Source organism: Nonomuraea sp. NPDC049028 (assembly GCF_043197735.1).
Taxonomy (GTDB): Bacteria; Actinomycetota; Actinomycetes; order Streptosporangiales; family Streptosporangiaceae; genus Nonomuraea.
In genome coordinates, this window is the sequence record NZ_JBICTR010000001.1 from 228,796 (window position 1) to 253,916 (window position 25,121).

29 protein-coding genes are annotated in these 25,121 nt (G+C 70.1%); 12 read left to right on the top strand and 17 right to left on the bottom strand.

Features of this window, described 5'->3' with window-relative positions; all coding sequences use genetic code 11:
* Positions 1 to 5: 5 nt before the first annotated feature.
* The 7 genes from ACGFJ2_RS01015 to ACGFJ2_RS01045 form a co-directional block, all read right to left on the bottom strand.
* Positions 6 to 884: a tetratricopeptide repeat protein gene (locus ACGFJ2_RS01015; RefSeq protein ID WP_357941048.1), complete on the bottom strand. Its 879-nt coding sequence runs from the start codon at positions 882 to 884 to the stop codon at positions 6 to 8.
* Between the two features lie 17 nt (positions 885 to 901).
* A complete protein-coding gene (locus ACGFJ2_RS01020) occupies positions 902 to 2,341 on the bottom strand; it encodes an aldehyde dehydrogenase family protein (RefSeq protein ID WP_357941050.1) in 1,440 nt (479 codons plus the stop codon).
* A 120-nt stretch (positions 2,342 to 2,461) separates the two neighbouring features.
* Complete coding sequence (locus ACGFJ2_RS01025; RefSeq protein ID WP_393463427.1) at positions 2,462 to 2,926, bottom strand: hypothetical protein; 465 nt, start codon at positions 2,924 to 2,926, stop codon at positions 2,462 to 2,464.
* 155 nt (positions 2,927 to 3,081) lie between these two features.
* Positions 3,082 to 4,017: a hypothetical protein gene (locus tag ACGFJ2_RS01030; RefSeq protein WP_393463429.1), complete on the bottom strand. Its 936-nt coding sequence runs from the start codon at positions 4,015 to 4,017 to the stop codon at positions 3,082 to 3,084.
* Between the two features lie 3 nt (positions 4,018 to 4,020).
* A complete protein-coding gene (locus ACGFJ2_RS01035; protein WP_393463431.1) occupies positions 4,021 to 4,401 on the bottom strand; it encodes a MaoC/PaaZ C-terminal domain-containing protein in 381 nt (126 codons plus the stop codon).
* 9 nt (positions 4,402 to 4,410) lie between these two features.
* On the bottom strand, positions 4,411 to 4,818 hold the full coding sequence (locus ACGFJ2_RS01040) for a MaoC family dehydratase N-terminal domain-containing protein (protein ID WP_393463433.1): 408 nt from the start codon (positions 4,816 to 4,818) through the stop codon (positions 4,411 to 4,413).
* Positions 4,811 to 5,548 (bottom strand): GntR family transcriptional regulator, encoded by a 738-nt coding sequence (locus ACGFJ2_RS01045; RefSeq protein WP_393463435.1) that lies wholly within the window; start codon positions 5,546 to 5,548, stop codon positions 4,811 to 4,813. Before ACGFJ2_RS01045 ends, ACGFJ2_RS01040 begins: the two co-directional genes overlap by 8 nt.
* Before the next feature lie 118 nt (positions 5,549 to 5,666).
* Here ACGFJ2_RS01045 and ACGFJ2_RS01050 point away from each other — a divergent pair, with 118 nt between their 5' ends.
* The 7 genes from ACGFJ2_RS01050 (at position 5,667) to pgeF (ending at position 11,796) form a co-directional block, all read left to right on the top strand.
* Positions 5,667 to 6,881 (top strand): CaiB/BaiF CoA transferase family protein, encoded by a 1,215-nt coding sequence (locus tag ACGFJ2_RS01050; protein WP_393463437.1) that lies wholly within the window; start codon positions 5,667 to 5,669, stop codon positions 6,879 to 6,881.
* On the top strand, positions 6,878 to 7,264 hold the full coding sequence (locus tag ACGFJ2_RS01055) for a thioesterase family protein (protein WP_393463439.1): 387 nt from the start codon (positions 6,878 to 6,880) through the stop codon (positions 7,262 to 7,264). The genes ACGFJ2_RS01050 and ACGFJ2_RS01055 overlap by 4 nt, the downstream gene beginning before the upstream one ends.
* The gene (locus ACGFJ2_RS01060; RefSeq protein ID WP_393463441.1) at positions 7,261 to 8,238 is read left to right on the top strand and encodes a tripartite tricarboxylate transporter substrate binding protein; all 978 of its coding nucleotides are present in this window, start codon (positions 7,261 to 7,263) and stop codon (positions 8,236 to 8,238) included. The genes ACGFJ2_RS01055 and ACGFJ2_RS01060 overlap by 4 nt, the downstream gene beginning before the upstream one ends.
* Complete coding sequence (locus tag ACGFJ2_RS01065; RefSeq protein ID WP_393463443.1) at positions 8,235 to 8,714, top strand: tripartite tricarboxylate transporter TctB family protein; 480 nt, start codon at positions 8,235 to 8,237, stop codon at positions 8,712 to 8,714. The genes ACGFJ2_RS01060 and ACGFJ2_RS01065 overlap by 4 nt, the downstream gene beginning before the upstream one ends.
* A complete protein-coding gene (locus ACGFJ2_RS01070; protein WP_393463445.1) occupies positions 8,715 to 10,208 on the top strand; it encodes a tripartite tricarboxylate transporter permease in 1,494 nt (497 codons plus the stop codon).
* Positions 10,205 to 10,975 carry an enoyl-CoA hydratase/isomerase family protein gene (locus tag ACGFJ2_RS01075; RefSeq protein WP_393463447.1) on the top strand — a complete coding sequence of 257 codons (771 nt, stop codon included), beginning with the start codon at positions 10,205 to 10,207 and terminating at the stop codon, positions 10,973 to 10,975. The genes ACGFJ2_RS01070 and ACGFJ2_RS01075 overlap by 4 nt, the downstream gene beginning before the upstream one ends.
* A gap of 113 nt (positions 10,976 to 11,088) precedes the next feature.
* On the top strand, positions 11,089 to 11,796 hold the full coding sequence (pgeF, locus tag ACGFJ2_RS01080) for a peptidoglycan editing factor PgeF (protein WP_357941058.1): 708 nt from the start codon (positions 11,089 to 11,091) through the stop codon (positions 11,794 to 11,796).
* A 100-nt stretch (positions 11,797 to 11,896) separates the two neighbouring features.
* On the opposite strand, the gene ACGFJ2_RS01085 is transcribed toward pgeF, so the two are convergent.
* The 5 genes from ACGFJ2_RS01085 to ACGFJ2_RS01105 form a co-directional block, all read right to left on the bottom strand.
* On the bottom strand, positions 11,897 to 12,244 hold the full coding sequence (locus ACGFJ2_RS01085; protein ID WP_393463450.1) for a hypothetical protein: 348 nt from the start codon (positions 12,242 to 12,244) through the stop codon (positions 11,897 to 11,899).
* Between the two features lie 26 nt (positions 12,245 to 12,270).
* Complete coding sequence (locus ACGFJ2_RS01090; RefSeq protein ID WP_393465262.1) at positions 12,271 to 13,338, bottom strand: ATP-dependent DNA ligase; 1,068 nt, start codon at positions 13,336 to 13,338, stop codon at positions 12,271 to 12,273.
* A gap of 167 nt (positions 13,339 to 13,505) precedes the next feature.
* The gene (locus ACGFJ2_RS01095; RefSeq protein ID WP_357941064.1) at positions 13,506 to 14,228 is read right to left on the bottom strand and encodes a pyrimidine reductase family protein; all 723 of its coding nucleotides are present in this window, start codon (positions 14,226 to 14,228) and stop codon (positions 13,506 to 13,508) included.
* A 114-nt stretch (positions 14,229 to 14,342) separates the two neighbouring features.
* The gene (locus ACGFJ2_RS01100) at positions 14,343 to 15,497 is read right to left on the bottom strand and encodes a serine hydrolase domain-containing protein (protein ID WP_393463452.1); all 1,155 of its coding nucleotides are present in this window, start codon (positions 15,495 to 15,497) and stop codon (positions 14,343 to 14,345) included.
* Positions 15,498 to 15,544: 47 nt separating this feature from the next.
* On the bottom strand, positions 15,545 to 16,030 hold the full coding sequence (locus ACGFJ2_RS01105; protein ID WP_393463454.1) for an NAD-dependent epimerase/dehydratase family protein: 486 nt from the start codon (positions 16,028 to 16,030) through the stop codon (positions 15,545 to 15,547).
* A 165-nt stretch (positions 16,031 to 16,195) separates the two neighbouring features.
* On the opposite strand from ACGFJ2_RS01105, the gene ACGFJ2_RS01110 reads away from it, so the two are divergent.
* A complete protein-coding gene (locus tag ACGFJ2_RS01110; RefSeq protein WP_357941068.1) occupies positions 16,196 to 16,600 on the top strand; it encodes a hypothetical protein in 405 nt (134 codons plus the stop codon).
* A 199-nt stretch (positions 16,601 to 16,799) separates the two neighbouring features.
* Here ACGFJ2_RS01110 and glgX read toward each other — a convergent pair whose 3' ends face one another.
* Together glgX and ACGFJ2_RS01120 are read right to left on the bottom strand one after the other, a co-directional pair.
* Positions 16,800 to 18,905 (bottom strand): glycogen debranching protein GlgX, encoded by a 2,106-nt coding sequence (gene glgX / locus ACGFJ2_RS01115; RefSeq protein WP_393463456.1) that lies wholly within the window; start codon positions 18,903 to 18,905, stop codon positions 16,800 to 16,802.
* 33 nt (positions 18,906 to 18,938) lie between these two features.
* The gene (locus ACGFJ2_RS01120; protein ID WP_357941071.1) at positions 18,939 to 19,364 is read right to left on the bottom strand and encodes an OsmC family peroxiredoxin; all 426 of its coding nucleotides are present in this window, start codon (positions 19,362 to 19,364) and stop codon (positions 18,939 to 18,941) included.
* Positions 19,365 to 19,516: 152 nt separating this feature from the next.
* On the opposite strand from ACGFJ2_RS01120, the gene ACGFJ2_RS01125 reads away from it, so the two are divergent.
* Both ACGFJ2_RS01125 and ACGFJ2_RS01130 read left to right on the top strand, forming a co-directional pair.
* Positions 19,517 to 20,074 carry a sigma-70 family RNA polymerase sigma factor gene (locus ACGFJ2_RS01125; RefSeq protein ID WP_225289339.1) on the top strand — a complete coding sequence of 186 codons (558 nt, stop codon included), beginning with the start codon at positions 19,517 to 19,519 and terminating at the stop codon, positions 20,072 to 20,074.
* Entirely contained in the window at positions 20,074 to 20,970 is an 897-nt protein-coding gene (locus ACGFJ2_RS01130; RefSeq protein WP_393463459.1) for a maleylpyruvate isomerase family mycothiol-dependent enzyme, read from the top strand. The genes ACGFJ2_RS01125 and ACGFJ2_RS01130 overlap by 1 nt, the downstream gene beginning before the upstream one ends.
* A gap of 71 nt (positions 20,971 to 21,041) precedes the next feature.
* Here ACGFJ2_RS01130 and ACGFJ2_RS01135 read toward each other — a convergent pair whose 3' ends face one another.
* On the bottom strand, positions 21,042 to 22,388 hold the full coding sequence (locus ACGFJ2_RS01135; protein WP_357941075.1) for an ankyrin repeat domain-containing protein: 1,347 nt from the start codon (positions 22,386 to 22,388) through the stop codon (positions 21,042 to 21,044).
* A 162-nt stretch (positions 22,389 to 22,550) separates the two neighbouring features.
* Here ACGFJ2_RS01135 and ACGFJ2_RS01140 point away from each other — a divergent pair, with 162 nt between their 5' ends.
* Positions 22,551 to 23,255: a DUF1707 domain-containing protein gene (locus tag ACGFJ2_RS01140; RefSeq protein WP_358175365.1), complete on the top strand. Its 705-nt coding sequence runs from the start codon at positions 22,551 to 22,553 to the stop codon at positions 23,253 to 23,255.
* A gap of 5 nt (positions 23,256 to 23,260) precedes the next feature.
* Here ACGFJ2_RS01140 and ACGFJ2_RS01145 read toward each other — a convergent pair whose 3' ends face one another.
* A complete protein-coding gene (locus ACGFJ2_RS01145) occupies positions 23,261 to 23,656 on the bottom strand; it encodes a nuclear transport factor 2 family protein (protein WP_357941079.1) in 396 nt (131 codons plus the stop codon).
* Between the two features lie 86 nt (positions 23,657 to 23,742).
* Here ACGFJ2_RS01145 and ACGFJ2_RS01150 point away from each other — a divergent pair, with 86 nt between their 5' ends.
* Positions 23,743 to 24,303, top strand: a complete 561-nt coding sequence (locus tag ACGFJ2_RS01150) for a TetR family transcriptional regulator (protein ID WP_357941081.1) — start codon at positions 23,743 to 23,745, stop codon at positions 24,301 to 24,303.
* 3 nt (positions 24,304 to 24,306) lie between these two features.
* Here the strand turns inward: ACGFJ2_RS01150 and ACGFJ2_RS01155 are convergent, their stop codons facing one another.
* On the bottom strand, positions 24,307 to 25,116 hold the full coding sequence (locus ACGFJ2_RS01155; protein WP_393465265.1) for a sirohydrochlorin chelatase: 810 nt from the start codon (positions 25,114 to 25,116) through the stop codon (positions 24,307 to 24,309).
* Positions 25,117 to 25,121 lie beyond the last annotated feature (5 nt).

Consider the following 25,121-nt stretch of genomic DNA (forward strand, 5'->3'; position numbering starts at 1 on the left):
GGTTTTCAGGAGTCACCGAACTCCAGGTCCAGTGCCCGGGTGAAGTCGGCCACCGCCTCCTCGTGCCGCTCCATCTCCTGCAGGACCTCCCCCCGCACCCGGTACGCCCAGATGTAGTCCCCGTCCAGCTCGATCGCCCGGTCCAGGTCCTTCACCGCGCCCTCGTTGTCGCCCATCTCGCTGAGCACCGCCCCGCGGCTGCCCAGCGCCCGGTCGTTGTCCGGGTCAAGGTCGATGGCCCGGTTCAGGTCGGCCAGGGCCTCGTCGTAGCGGTCGACCATGCGCAGGGCCTCGCCGCGCCTGCTGAACGCCCGTACGTACTCGGGCTCCACCTCCAGCGCCCGCGTGTAGTCGTCGATGGCCTCGGTGTACAGGTGCATGCGCTGGTAGAGCTCGCCTCTGGCCAGCCACGAGTACGCCAGTTCCTCGTTCAGGGCGATGATCTTCGCGTGCTCCTCCAGCGCCTCGTCAAGGCGGCCGAGATCGGCGAGGGTGTCCGCCTTCGCCTCCAGGATCCACAGCGATTCGGGCGAGAGGGTGAGCGCGTGCTCGAAGTCGGCCATGGCCTCCTCGAAGCGGCCGAGCGAGGCGTACGCCTGGCCGCGCGAGCCCAGGGCGTACCCGCTGTCCGGCTCCAGCCGCAGCGCCTCGTCGAAGTCGGACAGCGCGGCCTCGTAGCGCTCGATGATCCGGTGGCTCTCACCCCGCAGCCGCCAGGCTCGGGCATTGTCCGGCACGAGCGCGATCGACTCCGTAAGATCGGCGATGGCGGCGTCGTGTCTCGACAGCGCGATGTACGACTCGGCCCGGCTGCGCAGCACCGAGGCCCGAGACTGTGCGGCAGCCTCGGAAAGCTCCGGCTTTTCGTTGATCCCCTCGCTCATGATGGGAATCTATCTAACTAAATCTGGATGATGGCCGCCTTTTCCCGGGTGTATTCGAGGACCGAGTCGTGCCCGTAGCCGCTGTCCTTCACGCCGCCGAACGGCAGCCCCGGCGGCATCTGCCGGAAGGTGTTCACCCACACCGTCCCGCTCCGCAGATCGCGGACGAACCGGTGGGCGCGGCGCAGGTCACGCGTCCACAGACCGGCCGCCAGCCCGTACGGCGAGTCGTTGGCGATCGTCAGCGCCTCCTCGTCCGTCTCGAACGGGATCGCCACCGCCACGGGTCCGAAGATCTCCTCCTGGCAGATGCGCAGCGCGTTGTCGCCGGTCGTGTAGAGGGTGGGCGCCACCCAGTAGCCACCGGGCAGATGCGGCACCACCTCGGCGCCCGCCCGGCCGCCGAACACCAGCTCCGCGCCCTCCTTCTCGGCCACCTCCAGGTAGGAGACGACGCGCTCGTACTGGCCGGCCGACACGATCGGGCCCATCGTGGTCGCCAGGTCGAGCGGGTCGTCCAGGATGAGGCTCTCCGCGATCTGCCGGGTACGCTCCAGCACCTCGTCCCAGACGGACCGGTGGACCAGGATCCGCGAACCGGCCACGCAGACCTGCCCGGCGTTGCCGGTGAAGATGGAGTTCACGGTGATGCCCTGGGCGGCCGCCTCCAGATCAGCATCAGGGAAGACGATATTTGGCGACTTGCCGCCCAACTCGAAGGTCATCGGCTTGAGCGAGTCGGCGGAGGCCCGGGTGATGGCCTGGCCGGTGGCCGTCGAACCGGTGAGGCTGATCTTGCCGACGCCCCGGTGCCGTACCAGGGCGTCGCCCACCTCCTCGCCCAGGCCGCTGACGATGTTCAGCACCCCGGGCGGGAACACCTCCGCCAGCAGCTCGCCCAGCCGCAACACCGACACGCTCGCCTGCTCGGCGGGCTTGACGATGACCGTGTTGCCGGCCGCGAGGGCGAAGGCGGCCTTCGCGGAGAACGTCGAGATGGGGGAGTTCCACGGGATGATGCAGACGGCCACGCCGTACGGCTCGCGCCGCGTCAGGCCCAGGGCGTCGGGCCCCAGGATGACGGTGTCGCCCTTGACCGCGTCCAGGCACTGGCCCGCGGCGAGCTGCCACAGGTGCGCCATGCCCGGCAGGTCCTTCTTCAGGGTGTCGCGCAGGATCCTGCCGTTGTCGCGCGTCTCCAGCCTGGCCAGCTCCTCGGCGTGCTGGACGAAGAGCTCGGAGACCTTGCGCAGGAAGTGCGCCCTGCCCAGCGCCGGCATGGCCGACCAGCGGGGGAACGCCTCCTGGGCCGCCGCCACGGCCGCCTCGGCGTCCTTGGGGCCGCTCGCCGGGATCCTGGTCCACACCTCGCCGGTGGCCGGATTGACGGAGTCCATGGTCTTGCCGTCGGCGGCCGGGACGAGCTTGCCGCCGATCAAGTTGCGATAGTCAGCCACGTGGCCAAGCATATGCTTGCTTGCCTCGCGCGGGCTAGCGGGCACCGCGGTGGGCCGGGTGCCCATCGTGATCGCAGAAACCGCTGTGATCACGATGGGCGGGGGTTTGTCGACCGGTGCTCAGCCGTCGATCCGGCTGATGGTGTACATCTGCGGGGTGGCGCCGAGCTGGGCGCGCAGTTGCCGGCCACTGCCCACGTTGGAGGCGGGCTTGTGGTCGCTGATCACTACCGGCCGTGCGTCTTGCCACCATTCGCACTGGTCGCCGTCGCCCAGGAACCTCCACCGCTGGCTGGAGGAGCCTACGGCGCAGACGTAGCCGTCGCTGGAGTCCAGCCAGTAGTCGGCGTAGGGGCCGTCGTCGATCTTCATTCGGCAGCTCCAGCCGTCGTCCTCTTCCTGGCCGTCTACCGCGCGGAAGCGTGCCTGGGTGGACTCGACGGCGCCCCAGCACAACCACTTGGTGTCCACCAGGCGCGAAGGGTGGTCGGGGGCGGGCTGTGTGCCGTACGCGAAGTCCAGCCGACTCTGGGGGTGCAGCTCCGTGCCCCGGTAGATGGAGAACCGTCCCTGTGGAAGTCCCATGGATCCCTCGCTAGCTACTTTGTGCATTCCTTCATGTTCAGAGAGTAGCTACCCAGGATCGGAACGGGCCGCACCCATGCCTGTGGGGCAAAGTAGAACGTTTCCGCAGGTGAAGGGCGATGAGGGTGGCCCGCGCCGCTCCTAGGTTCAGCTCGCTACGGCTGCGGGATGCCGAGGTCCGAGGGGCGCTGGGCTGAGGTGGGGCGCTTGGCGAGGTCGGGGTCGAGTTGGTCCAGCAAACGCTGGACCAGGGCCGCTCGGCGTACCCGCTCCCGGCCCAGCTCGCGGGGCACGGCGCCCAGGTGGGCGCCGGACGGGTAGATGTTCGGCGCGTTCCGCAGGCCCATTTTCAGGTAGACCGGGGCCGTCGCCCGGACGATCTCCACCGCCTCGTAGAAGCGGACGAACCCGCCCTGGTCATCGGGCACCTCCAGATACAGGTCGATCGGCAGGCCGGTGGCGGCACGGATCTCGGCCAGGTGCGGGACGGTCAGGTCGGTGCCGACGTTGAGCGTGCTCGCGCCGAGCCGTTCCAGGATCGTGGCGGTGGGGCCGTTGGTGAGCGGCAGGAGTACGGAGGTCTTCAGCACCAGGGAGGACGGGAGCGCGCCGTCGGCCTTCATCGTCGTGAGCACCTCCAGCGTGCCGAGATCGCCGACGAGCAGGCTGCGGATGCCCAGCTCGCACGCCCGCAGCGCATCGGCCACGCAGGCGGCGACCATCGCGTTGCCCCTGGCCGCGGCGCCGACCGCCTGGGTCACCTTGGCCTGGCCGCCGGTGTCCCAGGCGGCGCGCGGGCCGAGGAACAGGTTGATCTCGATGCCGCGCTCGGCGCCGATGCGCGCCATGCGGGTGATCTCCGCGTCCGTCAGCATCATCACGCCGCTGCCCTGCGAGGTCCGGTGCACCGGTACGTTCAGGAGGTCCCCCTCCGCGACGACGGCCTCCAGGACCTCCGGCCCCTCCACACTGGGAATCTCGAACCGGTATGGAGCGCCGTCCGCGAACCGGGCGACGGAGGGGGCGGGGGCGGTCACCACCGGATGTCCCAGGCGAGCCATCAGGGCGTGCAGGTCGGCAAGAGTGGTCATCGGTTAGTTCCCCTCATAGATGATCTCGGCGCGACCGAGAGTGGTGCGGCGGCCCTGGTCGTCTTCGCCCCACAGTTCGAGCTCCGCCCGCTCTCCGTCGGTCGAGACCACCCGGCCGCGGCACGTGTGCGGGCGGTCGCGGAAGTCCATGCCCCGGTAACTGACCTCCAGTACGGTCAGGCGGCCGCGCCCGGCCAGCCATCCCGTGACCAGCCGGCCCAGGTAGGCGGCCTTGAGCAGGCCGTGGACCGCCAGGTCCGGGTGGCCGAGCGCGTGGGCGAAGTCGAGATCGTAGTGCATGTCGTAGAAGTCCCCCGAGGCTCCGGCGTACTCCACGAGCCTGCGCAGCGTGGTGGTCTCCGTCAGGGATGGGAGATCGGTCATGAAAGGCCCTTATTTCCGGATGCGGGTGCCGACGTGTCTGACCACCAGCTCGCCGTCCGGCCGGATGAACTCGGTCTCGAACGTGAGCAGCGCCATCGGCCCCGCCGAGCCGTACTTCTCGACGATGCCGGTGAAGCGCGGCCGGGACCTGATCACGTCGCCCGGCCGGAGCGGTGCGTGGTACTCGAACCGGTCCCCGCCGTTGAGCCATCCGTCGCCGTAGGAGGCGGCGGCGGGCAGCGAGGGCGGCTCGTCGAGGAAACAGGCGGTGAACGTCGCAGGCACCTCATCATCGGGCCCGGTGTCGAGCCCGATGGCGTGCTGGTACGCCGCCAGATGGCGGTGCTCCACCACGTCCTCCCGCGACGGCCCCGTCCACCCGATCGCGGCCCTGAGCTCCGCTAGACGATCACTCATTCTGAAGGTCCTCTCTGAGGCGGTGCAGCCAGGCCAGCGACTCGGGTGAGTGCCCGCCGACCCGGTCCTCGATGCCGTCCAGGAACGCCATGTCCCCATGCGCGGCCAGCTCCCGGTGCACCTCCTCCGGATCCCCGGCCTCGATCACGCCCAGCAGACGACGGTGCCGGTGCCAGTCCTCGACCAGTGACTCGTCCGACGCCCGCGCCTGCCGGTTCATGCCCATGCACAGCAGCATCTGGAACTGGATCGACCGGTACGCCTCCTCCAGCCGCCGATGCCCGGACAGCCCGATCACCGAGCTGTGGAAGTCGACCGCCCGCTCCAGTACGCCCAGCCAGTCGCCCGCCTGCGCCGCCTCGCCGTGCTTGTGCAGCGCGGCGTGGCAGCGTTCGAGGCGAGCGGCGGAGCGGACCGGAACGCCCAGGTCCACGGCCATTCGCTCGAGTTCGCGGCGGAGTGTGACGATCTCGTAGATGTCGTGCAGCGTGAGCTGGGTGACGAAGGCGCCGCGTCGCGGCAGCTGGGTGATCAGCCCTTGCTGTTCCAGCACCCGCATGGCCTCGCGCAGCGGCGGCCGGCTGACGCCGAGTTCCTGGGTGAGCTGGTTCTCCACCACCCGGTCGCCGGGGCGGAGCGTGCCGCCGAGGAGCATGCGCATCAACGCCTCGGTGGCGAGCTGGACCATGCTGGGGGGTGCCTCGATGCGCATCGTGGTCTCTCTTGTCATAGGCGATCAGTGTCTGACGCCATAGTGCCGAAGAAGTTCCGGCCGAACCCTTGTCTAGCGGAGTTGTCTTCTGTAGACAATAGTCCATCCCCGGCCGAAGTGAGGTTTTTGTAACACTATGACTGCTCCGCTGTCAGGCATCCGTGTCGTCGAGGTGGGCGCCTTCATGGCCGCCCCGTTCGCCGCCATGCAGCTCGCCGACCTGGGCGCCGACGTCGTCAAGGTCGAGAACCCAGCCGGGGGCGACCAGGTACGGGCGATCGGCCCGTTCGTGGCCGGGCACAGCTCGCCGTTCGCCCGGATCAACAGGAACAAGCGCTCCGTCGCGCTCGACCTGAAGTCGCCGGGCGGCGTGGCGGCGCTGCGTCGCCTGGTGGAGAAGGCCGACGTCCTCGTGGAGAACCTCCGGCCCGGCGCCATGCGCAGGCTCGGCCTCGGGTATGACGACCTCAAGAAGGTCAACCCCAAGCTCGTCTACGTCTCCGCCTCCGGGTGGGGACAGGACGGGCCGCTGGCCGGCCTGCCGGGGCTGGACATCATGGCCCAGGCCCGTGGCGGGCTGATGAGCGTGACCGGGCCGCCCGGCGGAGACCCCGTCAAGGTCGGCGTGCCCATCGCCGACCTGGTCTGCGGCCTGTACGGGGCGCTCGGCGCGGTCTCCGCGCTGCACGCCCGCGAGCTGACCGGCGAAGGCCAGCACGTGGACGTGTCGCTGCTGGAGTCGGCCGTGTCGTTCGCGATCTGGGAGGCGGGCAAGTACTTCGCCACCGGCGAGGTCAGCGGCCCCCTCGGCTCCGCGCACCAGAGCACCGCCCCTTACCAGGCAGTGCGTACCTCCGACGGCTGGTGCACGGTCGGCGCCGTCACTCCCAAGACCTGGCACGGCTTCTGCGCCGCGCTTGGACTGACCGCCCTGCTCGACGACGACAGGTACGGCGACGCCCACGACCGGCACGGGTTACGGCACGAGCTGATTCCCGCCATCGAGGCCGTCACCAGCCAGCGGACCACGGCCGAGGTCGTGGCCGCCCTCGACGCGCACGGCGTGCCGTGTGCCCCCATTTCCGACTACTCCCAGGTGTTCAACGACGAACACCTGGACCGGCGGCGGTTCTTCTGGGACGCGGAACATCCCGGTATGGGCCCCGTACGCCAGCTCGGCTCGGCCATGCGCTTCTCGGCCACCCCCACGAAGCGCGGGGCCGCCGGGCCGCTGCTCGGCGCGGACACCGTCGCGGTGCTGCGCGAGTGCGGCCTGCCTGAGCAGGAGATCGACCGGCTGCTCGCCGAAGGCGTCGCGGCTCAATCCCCCACCCCCTTGGAGAGTTCATGAGTGACCAGCCGGCCCCTGGCGCGAGCGCCGTCCTCACCTGGGTCGTCGAGGAACGGCACTGCACCCGCCGCGGTGACTACGACATCTTCTCCACGCCGAACCTGGTCCACCTGCTGGAGGACGCCGCGATCGAGGCGCTGGCCCCGTACCTGAGCGACGGCCAGGGCAGTGTCGGCAGCAAAGTGGACATCGCGCACGTGGCGCCCACGCTCAAGGGCGACTCGGTGACCGCGACGGCCACGGTCACCGAAGTGGACCGGCGGCGCGTCACGTTCGCCGTGACCGCCGAGGACGGCAACGGCACGATCGGCGCCGGCACTCACGAGCGCTTCGTCATCGACGTCGCCAAGTTCACCGCCAAGCTCGCGGAGCTCCGGTCATGAGGGGCGTTCTTCCCAAAAGGGTCGCGGCGCTGCTGGCCGTACTGCTGGCGACCGCGGCGTGCAACGGCAGCGGCGCCGCCGACGCCGGAGGGGCGTGGAAGCCGCGCGGCGACGTACGGATGATCGTGCCCTTCAGCGCCGGAGGCGGCAGCGACCTGGCGGGCCGGGCCATCGCGGGCGCGCTGGAGAAGGCCGAGCCGGGCTTGAAGGTCACCGTGGAGAACCGCGAGGGCGGCTCCGGCGCGGTCGGCTACTCGGCGTTGCTCGGCAAGAAGGGCAACGGCAACTACCTGCTCGCCACCGAGAACGCCATCCTCTCGCTCCCGCTCAGCGGCCAGGTGACCTTCAGCCGCAAGGACTTCACCCCTATCGCCAAGCTGGCCGAGGACGGCGGCATCCTCGTGGTCAAGAAGGACGCGCCCTACAAGACCTGCGCGGACGTGGTCGCCGCGGCCAAGAGCGGGCGGGTCAGCGTGGGCATGTCCGGCGCGTACGGCGTGGACAACGTGATCTTCACGATGATCGAGCAGAAGTCCGGGGTGAAGTTTCAGCGGGTGCCGTTCGAGTCGGGCGGTGAGCTCGTACCGGCCGTGCTCGGCGGGCAGATCCAGGTCGCGCTGCTGAACCCGGGCGAGGTGATCGGCCAGCTCAAGTCCGGCGACCTCCGGGGCCTGTGCGTGACCACCGACAAGCGCTACACCTACCCCGAGTTCGCCGACCTGGGCACCGCCAAGGAGCAGGGGATAGATGTCTCGTACGTTCAGTTTCGCGGCTTCCTCGCGCCCGGCGGGCTGGACGAGCGGGAGTCCGCGTACTGGCAGGAGGCGGCGAAGGGCGTCGCCAAGACCGCCGAGTTCCAGAAGTGGCTCAAGGACAACTACCTGCAGCAGGCGGAGCTGTACGGGCCCGCGTTCGGCACCTACCTGGAGCAGCTCGACACCGCGCTCGCCCCGGTGCTGAAGAAGTCGTCATGAGACGGCTGGTCCAGGGGGAGGCGGCCGTGTGGGCGCTGCTGACCTGCCTGGCGCTGGGGATGGCGGCGGCCTCCTTCGGCTTCGGGATCACCAGGGAGGGCGGGCAGGTCGGGCCCGGGTTCCTGCCGCTGGTGAGCGGGGTGCTGCTCGCCGGGCTCTCGGCCGCCACCCTGGTCGGGACGCTGCGCCGGACCGCTCCCGAGCAGCCGGTGGAGCAGGCGGAGCGGCGGCGGGTGCGGACGTTGTGGATCGTGTTCGCGATGCTGCTCGCGGCGCTGCTGCTGGTGCCGGTGACGGGGTTCCTGGTGGCGTTCGGGCTGCTGGTGTTCGCGGTGTCGGCCTTTGTCGAGCGGCGGCGGCCGGTGCCCGCCCTCGTGGTCGCCGTCGTCGCGACGCTGGTCATCTACGCGGTGTTCGTCCTGTTCCTGAACGTGCCCCTGCCCGGTGGCCTGCTCGGGATCGGAGGCGAGGGCTGAATGCTGGACAACCTGCTCATGGGGTTCGGCGCGGCGCTGACCCCGGCCAACCTGCTCTGGTGCTTCGTCGGCGTCCTCGCGGGCACGATCATCGGGCTGCTGCCCGGACTGGGCTCGACGACGGGTGTGGCCGTACTGCTGCCGCTGACCCTCTCGTTCGAACCGCTGACCGCGCTCATCATGCTCGCGGGCATCTACTACGGCGCGCAGTACGGCGGGACGATCACCTCCGTACTGATCTCCACACCCGGCGAGGCGGCCAGCGTGGTGACGGCGATCGACGGCTATCAGATGGCCAGGAAGGGCCGGGCGGGCGCGGCGCTGTCGATCGCGGCCATCGGGTCGTTCGTGGCGGCCATCATCTCGCTGATCCTGCTGGTCGCGATGGCGCCGCCGTTCGCGAAGCTCGCTCTGGACTTCGGGCCGCCGGAGAACCTGGCGGTCATGGTGCTCGGCCTGGCGACCATCGTCAGCTTCTCCGGAGGCGCGCGGACGCGTGGGCTGGCCATGGCGGTGCTCGGCGTGCTGCTGGCCACCGTGGGCGTCGACGCGGCGACCGGACTGCCCCGCTACACCTTCGGCGACGTGGACCTGCTGTCCGGCCTGCCGTTCGTCCAGGTCATGATCGGGCTGTTCGCCGTGGGGGAGGTGCTCTTCCAGATCAGGCAGGGCGCGGCCGAGCCCATCCGCGCGCGGTTCAGGGATCTGATGATCACCAGGGCGGAGCTGTCGCGGTCCAAGGGCGCCATCCTGCGCGGGAGCGTGATCGGCTACCTGCTCGGCTGCCTGCCGGGCGCGGGCTCCACGCTGGCCTCCTTCCTGGCGTACGGCGTGGAGAAGCGCGTCTCGCGGCACAAGGAGGAGTTCGGGCACGGCGCGATCGAGGGTGTGGCCTCGCCCGAGAGCGCCAACAACGCCGCCGCCAACGCGAACTTCGTGCCCACCCTCGCCCTCGGCATCCCCGGCGGCGCGACCACGGCGGTGCTGCTCGGGGCGTTCACGATGTACGGGATCCAGCCGGGGCCGCTGCTGTTCGAGGAGCAGCCGGAGCTGGTGTGGGGGCTGCTGGCGTCGTTCTTCATCGGGAACGTGCTGCTGCTGATCCTGAACCTGCCGCTGGCGCCGCTGTTCGCGCAGATGCTGCGCATTCCGTACGCGTACCTGTATCCGCTGATCCTGGTGACCAGTTTTGTCGGGGCGTACTCGATCGACAACAACATGTTCAGCGTCTGGGTGGTGTTCGCCTTCGGTCTGGTCGGATATTTCATGAAGAAGTTTGATCTGCCGATGGCGCCGCTCGTGCTGGGGCTGGTGATCGGGTCGCTGTTCGAGAAGGCGCTGGTGCAGACGTCTGCGATGGGCGACGGCGATCTGACGATCATCTTCACCCGGCCGATCGCGCTCGTGGTGCTGGCACTCGCTGTCCTGCTGGCGGCCGGACCCACGCTATCGAGGCTGGTACGCCGCAAAATTTCCGATAAGGAGAAGGTATGAGCGAGCTCCTGGTCTCGACCGACGGGCCCGTGCTGCGGGTCGTCTTCAACCGGCCCGACCAGCACAACGCGCTGACCTGGGGCATGTGGGAGGGACTGCACGATGCCTGCGAACAGGCCGACTCCGACCCGGACATCAGGCTCCTGGTGCTCTCGGGCGCGGGCGGCCGGGCCTTCGTCGCGGGCACCGACATCTCCCAGTTCGCCACTTTCACCAGCGGCGAGGACGGGATCGCGTACGAGCGCAAGGTACAGCGCGTCATCGACCGGCTGGAGCGCGTCAAGGTGCCGACCGTGGCCGTGGTGCAGGGCTACTGCGTGGGCGGTGGGCTGGTCGTGGCCGCCGCCTGCGACCTGCGCCTGGCCGTACACGGGGCACGGTTCGGCGCCCCGATCGCCAAGACGCTGGGCAACTGCCTGTCGATGAACACCTACTCGCTGCTGCTCCACCACCTCGGCCCGGCGCGCACGCTCGACATGCTGCTGCGGGCGCGCATGTACACCGCCGAGGAGGCACACGCGGCCGGCTTCACCGCCGAGCTGTGCGCGCCCGATGACCTTCCGGTACGACAGGCCGAGGTGGAGGAGCGGCTGCTGGGGCACGCGCCGCTGTCGATGTGGGCCGCCAAGGAGGCGGTCAGGCGGCTCCGCGTGGCGAACCTGCCCGAGGGGGACGACATCGTGGCGACGGTCTTCGGCAGCGACGACTTCCACGCGGCCGTCCCTGCCTTCCTGGCCAAGCAGAAACCCCACTGGCAGGGACACTGACGGGACCACCAGCAGGTGCAGCCTCGGCGGGCGAGTCCCAGCGGGCGGTCACCGGCTGGGCGGATCGGGACGCCGGAGGTGGGCTACCGGTGGGTGGGGCCTAAGATCGGGGCATGGAGCTGGCCCCCGGAGTGCACGTCGCCATCACCGATCGCCACGGGGGCGTGAGCGCCGCGCCGTACACGTCGCGCAATCTCGGCGGGCTGGTCGGTGACGACCCCGAGGCGGTGCGCGCCAACCGGGCGGGTGTCGCGGCCGAGCTGGGTGTGCGGGCCGTCGTGTTCATGCGGCAGGTCCACAGCGCCGACGTCGCCTACGTCAGCGAGCCGTTCGGCGACGACGCGCCGCCGCTCGACGGCGTCTTCACCACCGAGCCGCGGCTGGCGCTCGCCTCCCTGGGCGCCGACTGCCCGGCCGTGCTCGTCGCCGACCCGGTCGCGGGCATGGTGGCCGCCGCCCACTCCGGCCGTCCGGGCACCGAGGCGGGCATCGCGACCGCCCTGGTCGAGGCGATGACGGCCAAGGGTGCGGAACCCGCGCGGATGGTGGCGCTGATCGGGCCCGGCGCATGCGGCCGCTGCTACGAAGTGCCCGCCGACCTGCGCGAACGGGTCGCGTCTCGGGTGCCGGAAACCTGGTCGACCACCTCGTGGGACACGCCCGCGCTGGACCTGCGGGCGGGCATCGAGGCTCAGCTGCGTACGGCGGGCGTCGCCGACGTACGACACGACGCCCGGTGCACGATCGAGTCGCAGGAGCTCTACTCCCACCGGCGAGAGCAGCCAGGCGGCCGCTTCGCCGGCCTCATCTGGCTCACCTGACCACCAGCGCCCACCAAACCCTGCACTCCCTGGGACCTGTACCCCGCTCTGGAACCTGCACCCCCTGGGACCTGCGCCCGGGATCGGCCGGGTGGTTGGGTCAGCCCTTGCCGTTACCGGAGAAGATGCCGTTGACCACGATGATCGCGAACCAGATCGGCGCGATCACCCACATCTCCTTCTGGCCCATGATCACGGCCAACGTCAGGAGCGTGCCGAGAGCCATCGAGACGATCGCCAGAGCCAGCCGTTGGCCGTCGGCGGGTCGCTGCAGTTGCTGCTTGACCTTCTTGCCCTTGGGATCTGCGGCGGCGAGCCGCTCGTCGACCCGCCGGTCGACCTCCTGCCCCATTTTGTCGAGGAACGACTCGACTATCGCATCCTCGAAATCGGGACCGAGGTCCCGCCGGGCGCCCACCGCCGCCCGCAGCTCATCACCGGTACTCATATGTCGAGATATAACGGGATAAAGGGCTATCGGGCAAGGATATCGTCAAGGTTGTACGAGACCGGCCTCTCCAACTGCTCGTACGTACACGATTCCGGCGTGCGGTCCGGCCGCCACCGCCGCCACTGCGCGGTGTGCCGGAACCTGTCGCCTTCCATCTGGTCATAAGCCACCTCGATCACCAGCTCCGGCCGGAGCGGGATGAACGACAGGTCCTTCTTGGCGTTCCAGCGCGACACCGCGCCGGGAACCCGCTGCCCGCCGGTGGCGGGCCCGGCCGCCGGCTGCCCGACGGTGGCCGCCGCCTGCTCGGCCCAGTGGCCCCAGGGATGCTCGCCCAGCTCGGCGATGTACGGCTTGAGCTCCTCGACCAGCTCGGCCCGGCGCGCCATCGGGAACGACGCCGCCACGCCCACGTGATGCAGCCTGCCGTCGTCGCCGTAGAGGCCGAGCAGGATCGAGCCCACGATCGGCCCGGTCTTGTGCTCGCGGTAACCGGCCACCACCACGTCGGCGGTGCGCTCGTGCTTGACCTTGAACATCGTGCGCTTGTCGGGGATGTACGGCTGGTCGCCGGGCTTGACGATGATGCCGTCGAGCCCCGCCCCCTCGAACATCTCGAACCACTCGCCCGCCTGCTCGGTGTTGGTCGTCACCGGGGTCAGCCGGATTGACCTGCCCTTCTCCGGGAAGATCTGCTCCAGCCGCGCCCGCCGCTCACTGAACGGCGCCTCCATCAGCGACTCGTCGCCCAGCGCCAGCAGGTCGAACGCCACGAACGACGCGGGAGTCCGCTCCGACAGCATCGCGACCCGCGACTTGGCCGGATGGATGCGCTGCTGCAACGCGTCGAAGTCGAGCTGCGACCCCTGCGGCAGCACGATCTCGCCGTCGACCACGCACCTGTCCGGCAGCTCCGCCCTGACGGCCTCGACCAGCTCGGGAAAGTAGCGGGTGAACGGCCGCTCGTTGCGGCTGCCCAGATAGACCTCGTCACCGTCGCGGAACACGATGCACCGGAACCCGTCCCACTTCGGCTCGTAGAACAGCGTGCCGTCCTGCTCGGGCATCTTCTTGACCGGCTTGGCCAGCATCGGCGCCACCGGCGGCCGAACCGGCAGATTAGGCACCGGCTCCGGTTCCGACGCTTCGGCGACCGGCGCCTCGACGGGCGGGTGGGCTGGTGGCTCGATCGGCGGGTGGGCCGCCGCCTCGATCGGCGGGTCGACCGGTGTCTCGGTGGGCGGCTGGGTGGGTTCGGTCATGTCGTCGACTCCCTCGTGTACTTGCAGAAGAGGACCCCCTCCTCCTCCAGCACCTGGCTGAGCCGTAGCTCGACCTGTGCCGCCTCGCCGTTGAGAATGCGCGCCGCCCCGCCCCCGACCAGCAGCGGGCTGATCGACAGGCAGAGCTCGTCGATCAGGTCGGCCGTCGCTAGCTGCCCGTTGAGCCGGGGGCCGCCCTCGCACAGGATCCGCGTCAGGCCGCGCTCGTGCAGCTCGCGTACGGCCACCGACATGTCGACCTGGTCGCCGCCCGCCACGACGACGTCGGCCACCCGGGCGGCCTCGGCGCGGAGCTCGGCGGGCGCGGCCTCGCAGGTGATGACGATCGTCCGGCTCACGGCTTCGGTGAACAGTGGACTGCCCAGATCGAGATCGAGTCGGCGGGTGACCACCGCGAGGGGCGGAGCCGGCGGCCGGTCCCCCCGCAACTCCTTCCAGGAGTCGCGTGGTTTGACCGCGCCGTACCCCTCGGTACGCACGGTCGCGGCGCCCGCCATGACCACGTCGGCCAGCCCGCGCAGGATCCGGAAGATCCGCCGGTCGCCCTGGCTGGACAGCCCCCCTGACAGGCCCTTCAGCCAGGCGGCCCCGTCGGCGCTGGCGACCATGTTGAGGCGCAGCCACGGCCGGTCCGCCGGATAGGCGTAGGCCTGCTGGATATCTGGATCGTCCTGAATGTCGGGATGGATGCGACGCACTCCTCTACCTTGGCACACGCCTCCGACAACCAGCCGACGAAGGACCCTCGACAGCGGGCATAGTGAGGCTGTGCACGATAGATGGCCAATCTGGGCCTCGCGTGCCACCCCCGGCTATAGACGGCGGTTCCCGCTGGGGGCGGATGCGGGGCAGAACACCGACGTGAGGGCTTGGTCGATGCGTCTCGCCACAGCGGCGCGCTCGCCATCATCCATGGCCACCGTCACGGAGACCGCGAACTGCAGCCGCCCGTCCGGGGAGGTGTAGGTCGCGGCGACGAAGCCGGGGGCGCTGCCGCCGCGTGGCTGGAAGCCGGGGTTGTCCGCGCACGGACCACCCTGCGGCGGCGGCTGCTGGCCGGGCACCGGATCGGTGATCACCTTGCGCAGGGAGTCCGGCAGCAGCTTGCCCTGAACGAAGGCGCGTTGGAAGGCGCTGACGTCTCGCGCGGTGGAGATCACGCCGCCGGCGCCCAGCATGGTGGTGGCGTTGAGCATGTCGACATCGAGCAGCTTGCCCGTCTCATCCGGCATGTAGCCGTGCCCATGCGGCCCTTTGATCCCCGCGCCGGCCTTGACCGGCAGGTAGGTGTCCCGCATGCCCAGCGGGGTGAAGATCTTCCGGTTGAGCTCGGTCGCCAGCGAACGCCCGGTCAGCTTCTCGATGATCATGCCGAGCAGGATGTAGTTGGTGTTGGAGTAGTTGAAGGTCCCGATCTGCGACGGCCGTTGCCGCTTGCGGGAGGCGGCCACCAGGTCGACGGGGCGATACGTGAGCGTGGGGTCGAGCGCGCGGATGTCGGGACCGAGGAAGTCGGGGATGCCCGAGGTGAGCTGGATCAGGTCGCGTACCGTGATCTCTTCGGCCCGTTCCACCAGATCCTTCTCCGCCATCTCGGGGAGCACCTCGCTGAGAGTGTCCTCCAGCTTCAGCTTGCCGCTCTGTACGAGTTGCAGGGCCACGGTGGCGGTCATGTTCTTGGTCTGTGAGCCGATCCGGTAGCGGGCGGTGGAGGGGATGGCGCCGCCCCTGCCGTCGAGCAGCCGGGATCCGGCCGATCCCGTCCTGACCCGCTTGCCGTTCACGTACACCTCGCCAATGGCGCCCACCACGTGGCCTGTCTTCACCAAGGCGGCCATCGCCTTCTGCACGTCCCCTACCTCGACGGCGTTGTCCGCCGTTGCGACGGCGGGCGTGGACACGCTCAGAGCCAACGCCGTGCATGCCGCCAAGATGACGCGGGCGACTGCCGATTGACGCGAAACCATGAGGCGCTCCTCCTAGAAGATCGAAGTCCCGATGCGGAGCTCCAGTTCTAGGCAGGAGAGCGTTTCCTCAGCGTTTCCTCGGAAGCCGGTATGAGCCAGGCCTGCCGCGCAGACGTCGCACGAGGTCGTCGGCGGCAGCCCCACCGGCGCCAAGGCCGAGGCGCGCGAGCCGCAGCATGACATCGAAGACGCCGCCGCGGTCGGGGCTCATCACCATGGCGGCGCGCATGCTGACCTTGCGCGTGTGCGGGGTTTGGGCTTGCTCCTGGGCCCGCTCCCACCCGCGAATCCATCATCGCCCGCAGATTGTCAGGCGTGTAGCGACAGTTGACGCTGCGCCCGGCCAGGTTGATCACTATGTCGCTGCCGTCGAGTTCCTTCGCCCATGGGCCCAGGGCTTCGGCATCCCAGCGGACGTCGTGATCACGCACCGGGCGCCTGGTCAGGACCACAACGTCATGGCCCGCTGCGGTCAGCGCGCGACTGAGGATGGTGCCTACCTGCCCGGTTCCCCCGGATATCACGATCTTCATCCGGCTTCCCCTAACAACGTAGGACAAGGCTAACTGGCTGGCTGAACGCGGTTAAAAGTGGCTCGTCGCACCGCCAGAGATAGCACTTTGGCGTATCTAGGGACGTACGCAGCGTGACGCGCATAACGTGGCGGCAGGGGAATCGGGCACTTGAGGGAGGGCCCAGTGGGGTTGGTCACCGCTGTGACATGGCTGTTCACCGCGCTCGTGGGGATCTATCTGCTCTACCTGTGGCTGTCGGGTGGTGGGCTGCGGCAACAGGCGGCGAAGGTCACGCGCTTCCCGGTGACGCTGATCTTCTCCCATCCGGTGCTGGGGGTGTCCGCGCTGGCCTGCTGGGTGGCCTTCCTGCTCACGGGCAACCGCGCGCTGGCATGGACGGCGTTCGGGGTCCTGGCGGCGGCGGCGCTGCTGGGCTTCGTGATGTTCACCCGCTGGCTGGGTGCCGGCCGCCACGCGCGAGGCGCGGAGCGACGCTTTCCCCTCCTCGCGGTGCTGCTACACGGTTTGGCGGGCGTGGCCACGTTCGTCCTGGTCATCCTCACGGTGAGCGTCGCGGGGCTGCTCTAGGGGCCGCGATGAGCCCTCTACGACCGCGGTGGGCCTTCTACGGGCGGTATGAGGCGGGTTGTGAAGGCCCCGGTCTCACCGTCTCGTCACGGCGCCCGGCCACCTCCACCGGAGGAGCGTCCCCCTGGACAGACGCCGACCCCGTACGGCGGGTGGGGCTCACCGTGCCTGCCGTAAAAACCGCTCCTAAAACCAGCCCTTAAGAAAGGGGACGCTGGAGCACCTGCATGCTGCGGGAGGTCACCGTCACCTGGGAGGAGGAGGCGTATTCGCCATCACAGACCCCCTTGTCGTCCGTGTCCAGGATCGGCAGCCAGTGGTCGCCGAATTCCCCGCCCGGCAATGTGAACGTCATGTCCTCATGGTGGGCGTTGATCAGCAACAGGAACGAGTCGTCCACGATCCGCTCACCCCGCGTCCCCGGCTCCGTGATCGCCTCGCCGTTGAGGTAGACCATCAGCGACTTGGCGTAGCCGATGTGCCAGTCTCCGGCCGTCATCTCCGTGCCGCCCGGCGTGAGCCACACCAGGTCGCGCTTGCCGTCGTCCGGGTGGCGGCCGTGGAAGAAGCGGCGGCGCTGGAAGACCGGGTGCTCGCGCCGCAGCCGCGACAGTCCGCAGACGAACTCCAGCAGGTCGGACTCGGTGTGGAGCTGCGACCAGTCGATCCAGGCGAGCTCGTTGTCCTGGCAGTAGGCGTTGTTGTTGCCCCGCTGCGTGCGGCCGAGCTCGTCGCCGTGGGAGAGCATCGGCACCCCCTGCGACAGGAACAGCGTCGTCAGGAAGTTGCGGCGCTGCCGGTGGCGGAGGCGGACGATCTCGGGGTCCTCGACGGGCCCCTCCGCGCCGCTGTTCCAGGAGCGGTTGTCGTCGGTGCCGTCGCGGTTGTCCTCGCAGTTGGCCTCGTTGTGCTTGCGGTCGTACGACACCAGGTCCGTGAGGGTGAAGCCGTCGTGGCAGGTCACGAAGTTGATGGAGGCGACGGGCCGGCGGCCCGAGGAGGCGTAGAGGTCGGCGGAGCCGGTCAGGCGGGAGGCGAACTCGGGGAGCGCCGAGTGGGTGCCGCGCCAGAAATCTCGCACTATGTCGCGGTATTTCCCGTTCCACTCCGTCCACAAGGGTGGGAAATTTCCGACCTGGTAGCCGCCGGGGCCGACGTCCCACGGCTCCGCGATCAGCTTCACCTGCGAGATGACCGGATCCTGCTGGATCAGATCGAAGAAGGCGCTCAGCCGGTCGACGTCGTGCAGTTCCCGCGCCAGCGCCGCCGCCAGGTCGAACCGGAACCCGTCGACGTGCATCTCCAGCACCCAGTAACGCAGGGAGTCCATGATGAGCTGGAGCGCGTGCGGCGAGCGGACATTCAGCGAGTTGCCGCAGCCGGTGTAGTCCAGGTAGTAGCGCCGGTCACCGTCGTGCAGCCGGTAGTAGGCCGAGTTGTCGATCCCCCTGAACCCCAGCGTCGGCCCCATGTGGTCGCCCTCGGCCGTGTGGTTGTAGACCACGTCGAGAATGACCTCGATGCCCGCCTCGTGCAGCGCCCGCACCATGGCCTTGAACTCCAGCACCTGCTCGCCCCGCGTGCCCGCGCTGCTGTAACGGCCGTGGGGGGCCAGGTAGGCCATCGTGTTGTAGCCCCAGTAGTTGGTCAGCCCCCGCGCCACCAGGAAGTGCTCGGGCATGTAGTGGTGCACCGGCATCAGCTCGACCGCCGTCACCCCGAGCGAGAGCAGGTGGTCGATGATCGCCGGGTGCCCCACGCCCGCGTACGTGCCGCGCTGCTCCTCGGGCACCGCCGGGTGGCGCATGGTGAGCCCCCGCACGTGCGCCTCGTAGATCACGGTCTCGTGGTACGGAGTGCGCGGCGGCCGGTCGTTGCCCCATTCGAAGAACGGGTTGACGACCACATTTTTCGGCATGAAGGGCGCGCTGTCGGCCGAGTTGAGCCGCGTCGGGTCGGTGAAGTGGTACGGGAACAGCGCTTCGTTCCACGTCAGATCACCGTCGATCGCTTTGGCGTAGGGATCGAGGAGGAGCTTGGCCGGGTTGCACCGGTGCCCGTGTGACGGCTCGTACGGGCCGTGCACGCGGTAGCCATAGCGCTGTCCCGGCGCGATGCCCGGCAGGTAACCGTGCCAGACGAATCCATCGACTTCCGGCAGATCCACGCGTTCTTCGGAGCCGTCATCGTGAAAGAGGCATAGCTCGACTCGCTCGGCCACCTCGGAGAACAGCGAGAAGCTGGTGCCCACGCCGTCCCAGGTGCCGCCAAGTGGATAGGGCTCGCCCGGCCAGACCTCGCGCATGTGACCCAATTGTCGCACGCGATCGCGGTCCCGCTAGAGGAGTTCGGCGTTGAGGCTGATCGTCGTGCCCGTCAACGCCTTACTCACCGGGCAATTGGCCTTCGCGGTTTCCGCCGCCTCCTGGAACTGCTCGGCCGTGATCCCGGGCACCTGCCCCTTCACGGTCAGGACGATCCCGGTGATGCCCTCACCGGGCTGGAACGTCACGTCCGCGCTGGTCTCCAGCGACTCCGGGGGCGTGCCGGCACCGGCGAGGCCGTGCGAGAGCGCCATCGAGAAGCAGGAGGAGTGGGCGGCCGCGATGAGCTCCTCGGGCGAGGTCTTGCCGCCGGCGTCCTGGGACCTGGACGCCCAGGTGACCTCGAACGTGCCGACACCCGAGGTGTTCAGCGACACCGTGCCCGACCCGTCGAGCAGCGCGCCCTTCCACTCAGTGGTGGCGGTGCGAGTGGTGGCCATAGTGGTTGCTCCCTCTGGTCGTAGGAATTCCGACCCTATCGCGAGCCCGAGAAAGTTCTGCGGCTCGGTCATCCGTGTGCACATTTCCGGCGAATAATGACATGCTCGGGTCGCGGCGCACCCGCCGCCTTGGTCCGGATCACGGGAGTGTGGTGCCAGTGGAGGCACCGTACGACGACCGCCTGCTGCATCAGCGGGTGGTCGGCGGCGACGAGGCCGCGCTCGGGGAGGTCTACGATCGGCTCTCCTCGCTGATCTTCGGTCTCGCCCTGCGTGTCACCAGGGACCGGGTGATCGCCGAGGACATCACGCAGGAGGTGTTCCTGGTCTTCTGGGAACGGCCGCTGGCCTACGACCCAGATCGTGGCACCCTGCGCGCGTGGCTCGCCACGATCGCCCACCGCCGCGCGGTCGACCACGTACGGGCCGAGGAGCGCAGGCGCGTCTCCGCGCTGGGCCCCCGCCTGTACGAGCCCGAGCCCGCCAGGCTGGAGGACAACGTGCTCGCGGCCGACGAGGCCAAGCGGGTACGGCAGGCGGTGATGGCGTTACCCGACGGCCTGCGGGAAGCGGTCGAACTGGCCTACTACGGTGGGCGGACATACCGCCAGGTGGGCGAGGAGCTGGGCGTGCCCGAGGGCACGGCCAAGTCGCGGATCCGGCTGGCGCTACGCCGCCTGGCAGACGCGCTGGCAGAGGAAGAGGTGTGATGGAGCCCGTCGAGCGTCTCTACCTGGACGCGCTGATGGAGGACCCGGCCGTACCGGAACGCTCCCTGCGGCCCCAGCTCCTGGCCGGGGCCAGGGCCCGGCGCCGGCCCGCCGCGCCCACCGCCCCCTGGGTGCGGCCGTACGCCGGGCGCGTCGCCGCCCTGGACGCGCTGCTCGCCTCCGCCGTGGAGGACGACTGGTCACGGGTCATCGTCGAGGGCTGGACGCTCCAGGAACTCGTCGCCCACCTCGCCGCCAAGGACGGCCTGCTGGCGGCCTCCGTCGGCGCCCCCGTGCTGGGTCCGGCCATCGGCGCGAACGACTCGCTCAGCCGTACCGCCGACGTCCAGAACTACGAGCGGTCCCGCAGCCCCGAACAGACCAGGCGTGACTGGCGCGCCCAGGCCGACGCCCTCTGCCGCCACCTGGCCGACCTCGACCCCGGCACCGCCGCGCACCTCGACGGCCTCGACGCGCCGGTGTCCGACCACATCCTGGCCCGATGCCTGGAGACGTGGGTGCACGCCGACGACGCCGCCCGCACCGGCGGCCTCCGGCTGCCCGACCCGATCCCCGAGCACATCCACCCGACGGCCGACCTGTGCGCGCGGCTGCTGCCGTGGACGATGCTCCTGTCCGGCCTGGACGGCAGCGGGCGCACGCTCCTGCTCACGCTGACCGGGCCGGGAGGCGGGGAGTGGCACGTTCCGCTCGGCGTGACGGACGCCGCCGACGGTGGCGGCGTCCCGGACGCGCACATCACGGCGGACGTGGTGGAGTTCTGCTTCCTGCTGGGCGGGCGGGGCGACCCGGGGTCCTTCCCCGCCGACCTCGAAGGCGACCTCGCCCTGGCTCACGACGTCCTCAACACCGCCCCGGCCCTTTCGGGCCCCTGACGCCCGCTTCCCCGCAGGCGGTCAGGGCCGGGTCCATCCGAGGCGGTCAGGGCCGGGCCCGTGTCACGTCCCTACTGCGCCTGGGTCTGGGTGACCAGGTCCCTGGCGTACTCGTCGTCGCTCTCCGCCAGCACGCGTTTGGCGCCCTGCTCGGCCCGCGGGTCGCCCCGCTCGGCGAGCCCGCGCGTGGCCTCCGCCACCGTACGGAAGTCGGCGTCGTCGAGGCGATCGGCGAGTGCCTCGCGGATCTGCGGCGTGTCGGCCTTGAGCGAGGCCAGCCCGGCCGTGGCCCAGTCGCGGACCTCCGCCTCGTCGTCCCGCGTCATGCCGATCAGCAGCTCCAGCCCCTCCTCGTGGTCCGGCGGCAGCACATCGGCCAGCGCGATCGCGTCGGTCATGGTGCGCCGGTGATCAGGACGGCCGATGATGTCGAGCACCTGCGGCAGCGCCCGGGGGTCGCCCTGATGGCCGAGCGCGGCCAGCACCGAGCGCAGGACCTGCGCGTTGCCCTCCGTGGTGGCCATCTTCTGCAGCAGCGGCAGCGTCTGCTCGAGGTAGGGCTTGTCGTCGTCGGCGAACCCGAACTGGGCGATCGCGTCGACGCCGAACTCCCGCTCCCTGGCGTCCTCGCTCACGCACAGCCCGGCCAGCACCTCGTACGTCTCGTCGTCGGCCCGCTTGCCCAGCGAGTCGGCGACGATCCACCACGTCTCGGCGTCCTCGTCGGTGTCGCGGTGCGCCAGGGCCCGCGCCACGAGCTGGTCGGCCGGGGCGTAGATGCCGGTGGCGTCCTCCAGCAGCGTCGCGATGGCGGCGTGGCCGCGCTGTGCCTGCACCTGCTCGGTCTGCTCGCCGTCGGGGGAGCGCCCGGCCACGGTGACGAGCTCGGTGCCGTCCTTGGCGAACTGGCGGGCCACGACGTACTCCCAGTCGTCCTGGCCGATCTGGTCGAGCAGCGCGCTCTCCAGGTGCACGCCCACCCAGTCGACGGCGATCTCGTGCGGGGTGTCGCCGTCTCCGTCGTACTTGGCGGCGTCGGCCCCGCTGTCCAGCAGCAGGCGTACGACGCCCAGGGCGCCGCGCCGGGCCGCCAGCGTGAGCGGCGTGTCGCCGACGTCGTTGGCGGCGTCGATCTCGGCACCCGCCTCGATGAGCAATTCGGCCGTCTCGGCGTGCCCCTTGGCCGCGGCCCAGAGCAGCGCGGTCCAGCCGCCGCTCTCCCGGCCGTTGACGTCGGCCCCGGCGGCCAGCAGCAGGCCCGCGACCTCGGCCCGGTCCCAGGCGGCCGCCGCGCAGAGCGGCAGCCCGTCTTCATCGCCCGCGCTGGCCTGGTTGGGGTCGGTGCCACCGGCGAGCAGCTCGCTCACCTTCTCCGACTCGCCGTTCAACGCGGCCCGGTAGAGCTGTTCCTCATGCATGACTGGACCCTAGCTTGGATCGGGCGCCGGCCGTGTCAGCCCCTCGCAAGCGCGATGAGCAGTTCGGCGAGGTGAGCGGCTCGGCGAGGTGAGCAGTTCGGAGTAGGGCTGTTCCTTCTCCGGGAGGATCCCGATCGTCCGGAAACGCGATATGTTGCGACTATGACTGACCCTGGCGAGGTTAGGGCCTCGGACGCCGAACGTGAAGCCGTCGTGGAGCAGCTCCGCGTCGCCTCGGTCGACGGGCGGCTGACGCTCGTCGAGCTGACCGACCGCACCGAGGCCGCCTACACCGCCTCCACGCACGCCGAGCTGGCCATGCTCGTCCAGGACCTGCCCGCCTCGGGCGCCGTGCCCGTGCCACCGGTCCATCAGGAGGGGCCCGCGCGCAAGCGGCGCTGGTTCGTCGGCGTCATGGGCGACTCCAAGCGGCGCGGCACCTGGCGGATCGACCAGGAGCTGGGGGCGGTCGCCGTGATGGGCGACGTGCTGCTCGACCTGCGTGAGGCCGAGGTCCGCACGAACGTGGTCGACATCATGGCCGTCTCGGTGATGGGCGACGTGAAGATCATCGTCCCCGACGGCGTCAACGTGGACCTCGACGGCATGGCCATCATGGGCGACAAGCGGGTCGACGTCCTGGAAGCGGCTCCGGGCACCAACGCACCGGTCATCCGGGTGCACGCGTACGCGGTCATGGGCGACGTGAAGGTGATCGGCGACTCCCAGGCGCAACCGCTACGGCGCGGCCTGGCGGCGTGGCGCGAGCAGTGGCGCATGCTGCACGGCGACGAGTGGCGCAGCATGCGCAGGCAGCTCCGCGACGACCACCGCAGCATGCGCCGCGATCTGCGCCGGGGCTACTGACGCGCTCACGAACCCATGGCCGCCATCAACGGCAGCGGGTTGATGTAGTCGCGATAGTGCACGATAAATCCGTCACGCACCCGGATCACGGCGATGACCCGCTGGGTGAACGGCGCGCCGGTGGCGGCGACGTGGCCGTGGACGGTGTACTCGACGATGACCACCTCGGGATCGGCCGTCTCGTGGATCACCACATCGACGTGCCTCTCGAACTCGATCAGCCGCCCACCCGTGGCCATGAACGCCCGGATCTCGTCCCGCCCGTTGAGGGTCTCCGGGACGCCCTCGGGACGGTAGGGCCACTCGATGACCCCGTCGGGGGCCATCAACGCCACGAACCCCTCCATGTCCGCCGACAGGCTCGTCTCCAGCACCCGCTCGGCCACCTCACGTGCGTTCACGGCCACCCCGCATTCGTTGAACGTGCGTTCATTGAACAACCGTAGAACGAATCTGGTGATTCGGTCAACGCCCGTACAATGAACTGGTGTCCGACGAGAAGCCGCGCCGCACCCGAGCCGAGCAGCGCCGCGAGACCGAGGCCCGCATTCTCGCCGCCGCCCGTGCCACCTTCGCCGAGCTCGGATACGAGCGCACGACGATCCGGAACGTGGCGTCCGCCGCGGGGGTCAACGCGGGGCTGGTGATGCACTACTTCGGCAGCAAGGAGGAGCTGTTCTCGCGCGCGGCCAAGCTGCCGGACGAGGAACTGCCGGTGGGGCATCCGGCGGAGGCCCTGCTCACCTCGCTGCGCCGGCGGCTCGACGACGAACCGGTCGCGTCGCTCGTCGTGCTGCGTTCCGTGCTCACGCACGCGGAGGCGTCGGGGGAGTTCCGAGCGGCGGCGGCGACCTGGCTCGACCGGATGAGCGCGGCCATCCCGGCCGCCGACGCCGGGCTGCGGGCGGCGCTGATCAGCGCGATCATCCACGGGGTGGTGATCGATCGTTACCTGCTCAAGCTGAGCTCCCTGGCGGACGCGCCCGCCGACGACATCATCGCCCTGCTGCGGCCGTGCTTCGAGAGCTTGGCGGGCGAGACGCGCTGAGGTCTACGAGGCCGCCGCACCGGCCGGGGCGCGGGCCGCGGTGTCATAGCGCTCCAGCAGGACCTCGGCCAGTTCGGGAGCCGGGCCGAGCACGTCGGCGACCACGTCGGCGCCCGCCTCAAGGGTGCTCCGCCGCACCTTGTCGGCGAAATAGCCGGGCGCCAGCAGGTACGGCGCGACGGCCACCCGGGGCGCGCCCGCCTCGCGGAGGAGCGCCACCGCCTGCGCGGGCGTCGGCTCGGCCGCCGACGCGTACGCCGCGGTCACCGCCCACCACCCTCCCGTGGCACGCGGGCCCGCGGACAGCCCTCGCGGGAAGCCCGTCGCCCGTGACCAGGAGCGCGCCATCCCGGTGATCACCGCGTTGGCCCGTGGATCACTCGAACCCGCCGACACGAGCACGACCGCCGTGTCCGGATCGCCCGGCGACACCCCGGCCTCCGCCAGCCGCCGTTCGAGCGTCGCCAGCAGCAGCGGGTGCGGCCCCAGCGTCGCGCCGTAGCGCACGCGCAGCCGCGGGTCGCGCGCCCTGGCCTCGTTGAGCGCCGCGGGAAGGTCCACCCGGCTGTGGTAGGCCTCGGTGAGCAGCAGTGGCAGCACCACGGCCGCGTCCAGCCCGCTCAGCGCCTGCCCCAAGGACGGGGTCGCGTGGTCGAGGTACGCCGTGCGCACCGGCAGTCCGGGCCGCGCCAGCCGTACCTCGTCGAGCAGGGCTTCCACGGTCGCGGCGGCGCGCGGATCGCGAGACCCGTGCGCCACCGCGACCAGTGGGATGTCCTGGCCCGTCCCGTCTGCCAACGGGACGGGCCACATGCTGG

Excerpts from the sequence above, each read along its gene's own strand:
- ACGFJ2_RS01015 (WP_357941048.1), bottom strand. The coding sequence starts at position 884 with ATGAGCGAGGGGATCAACGAAAAGCCGGAGCTTTCCGAGGCTGCCGCA.
- ACGFJ2_RS01025 (WP_393463427.1), bottom strand. The coding sequence starts at position 2,926 with ATGGGACTTCCACAGGGACGGTTCTCCATCTACCGGGGCACGGAGCTG.
- ACGFJ2_RS01030 (WP_393463429.1), bottom strand. The coding sequence starts at position 4,017 with ATGACCACTCTTGCCGACCTGCACGCCCTGATGGCTCGCCTGGGACAT.
- ACGFJ2_RS01035 (WP_393463431.1), bottom strand. The coding sequence starts at position 4,401 with ATGACCGATCTCCCATCCCTGACGGAGACCACCACGCTGCGCAGGCTC.
- ACGFJ2_RS01040 (WP_393463433.1), bottom strand. The coding sequence starts at position 4,818 with ATGAGTGATCGTCTAGCGGAGCTCAGGGCCGCGATCGGGTGGACGGGG.
- ACGFJ2_RS01045 (WP_393463435.1), bottom strand. The coding sequence starts at position 5,548 with ATGACAAGAGAGACCACGATGCGCATCGAGGCACCCCCCAGCATGGTC.
- ACGFJ2_RS01050 (WP_393463437.1), top strand. The coding sequence starts at position 5,667 with ATGACTGCTCCGCTGTCAGGCATCCGTGTCGTCGAGGTGGGCGCCTTC.
- ACGFJ2_RS01055 (WP_393463439.1), top strand. The coding sequence starts at position 6,878 with ATGAGTGACCAGCCGGCCCCTGGCGCGAGCGCCGTCCTCACCTGGGTC.
- ACGFJ2_RS01060 (WP_393463441.1), top strand. The coding sequence starts at position 7,261 with ATGAGGGGCGTTCTTCCCAAAAGGGTCGCGGCGCTGCTGGCCGTACTG.
- ACGFJ2_RS01065 (WP_393463443.1), top strand. The coding sequence starts at position 8,235 with ATGAGACGGCTGGTCCAGGGGGAGGCGGCCGTGTGGGCGCTGCTGACC.
- ACGFJ2_RS01070 (WP_393463445.1), top strand. The coding sequence starts at position 8,715 with ATGCTGGACAACCTGCTCATGGGGTTCGGCGCGGCGCTGACCCCGGCC.
- ACGFJ2_RS01075 (WP_393463447.1), top strand. The coding sequence starts at position 10,205 with ATGAGCGAGCTCCTGGTCTCGACCGACGGGCCCGTGCTGCGGGTCGTC.
- pgeF (WP_357941058.1), top strand. The coding sequence starts at position 11,089 with ATGGAGCTGGCCCCCGGAGTGCACGTCGCCATCACCGATCGCCACGGG.
- ACGFJ2_RS01085 (WP_393463450.1), bottom strand. The coding sequence starts at position 12,244 with ATGAGTACCGGTGATGAGCTGCGGGCGGCGGTGGGCGCCCGGCGGGAC.
- ACGFJ2_RS01090 (WP_393465262.1), bottom strand. The coding sequence starts at position 13,338 with ATGCTGGCCAAGCCGGTCAAGAAGATGCCCGAGCAGGACGGCACGCTG.
- ACGFJ2_RS01100 (WP_393463452.1), bottom strand. The coding sequence starts at position 15,497 with ATGGTTTCGCGTCAATCGGCAGTCGCCCGCGTCATCTTGGCGGCATGC.
- ACGFJ2_RS01105 (WP_393463454.1), bottom strand. The coding sequence starts at position 16,030 with ATGAAGATCGTGATATCCGGGGGAACCGGGCAGGTAGGCACCATCCTC.
- glgX (WP_393463456.1), bottom strand. The coding sequence starts at position 18,905 with ATGCGCGAGGTCTGGCCGGGCGAGCCCTATCCACTTGGCGGCACCTGG.
- ACGFJ2_RS01120 (WP_357941071.1), bottom strand. The coding sequence starts at position 19,364 with ATGGCCACCACTCGCACCGCCACCACTGAGTGGAAGGGCGCGCTGCTC.
- ACGFJ2_RS01130 (WP_393463459.1), top strand. The coding sequence starts at position 20,074 with ATGGAGCCCGTCGAGCGTCTCTACCTGGACGCGCTGATGGAGGACCCG.
- ACGFJ2_RS01135 (WP_357941075.1), bottom strand. The coding sequence starts at position 22,388 with ATGCATGAGGAACAGCTCTACCGGGCCGCGTTGAACGGCGAGTCGGAG.
- ACGFJ2_RS01140 (WP_358175365.1), top strand. The coding sequence starts at position 22,551 with ATGACTGACCCTGGCGAGGTTAGGGCCTCGGACGCCGAACGTGAAGCC.
- ACGFJ2_RS01155 (WP_393465265.1), bottom strand. The coding sequence starts at position 25,116 with ATGTGGCCCGTCCCGTTGGCAGACGGGACGGGCCAGGACATCCCACTG.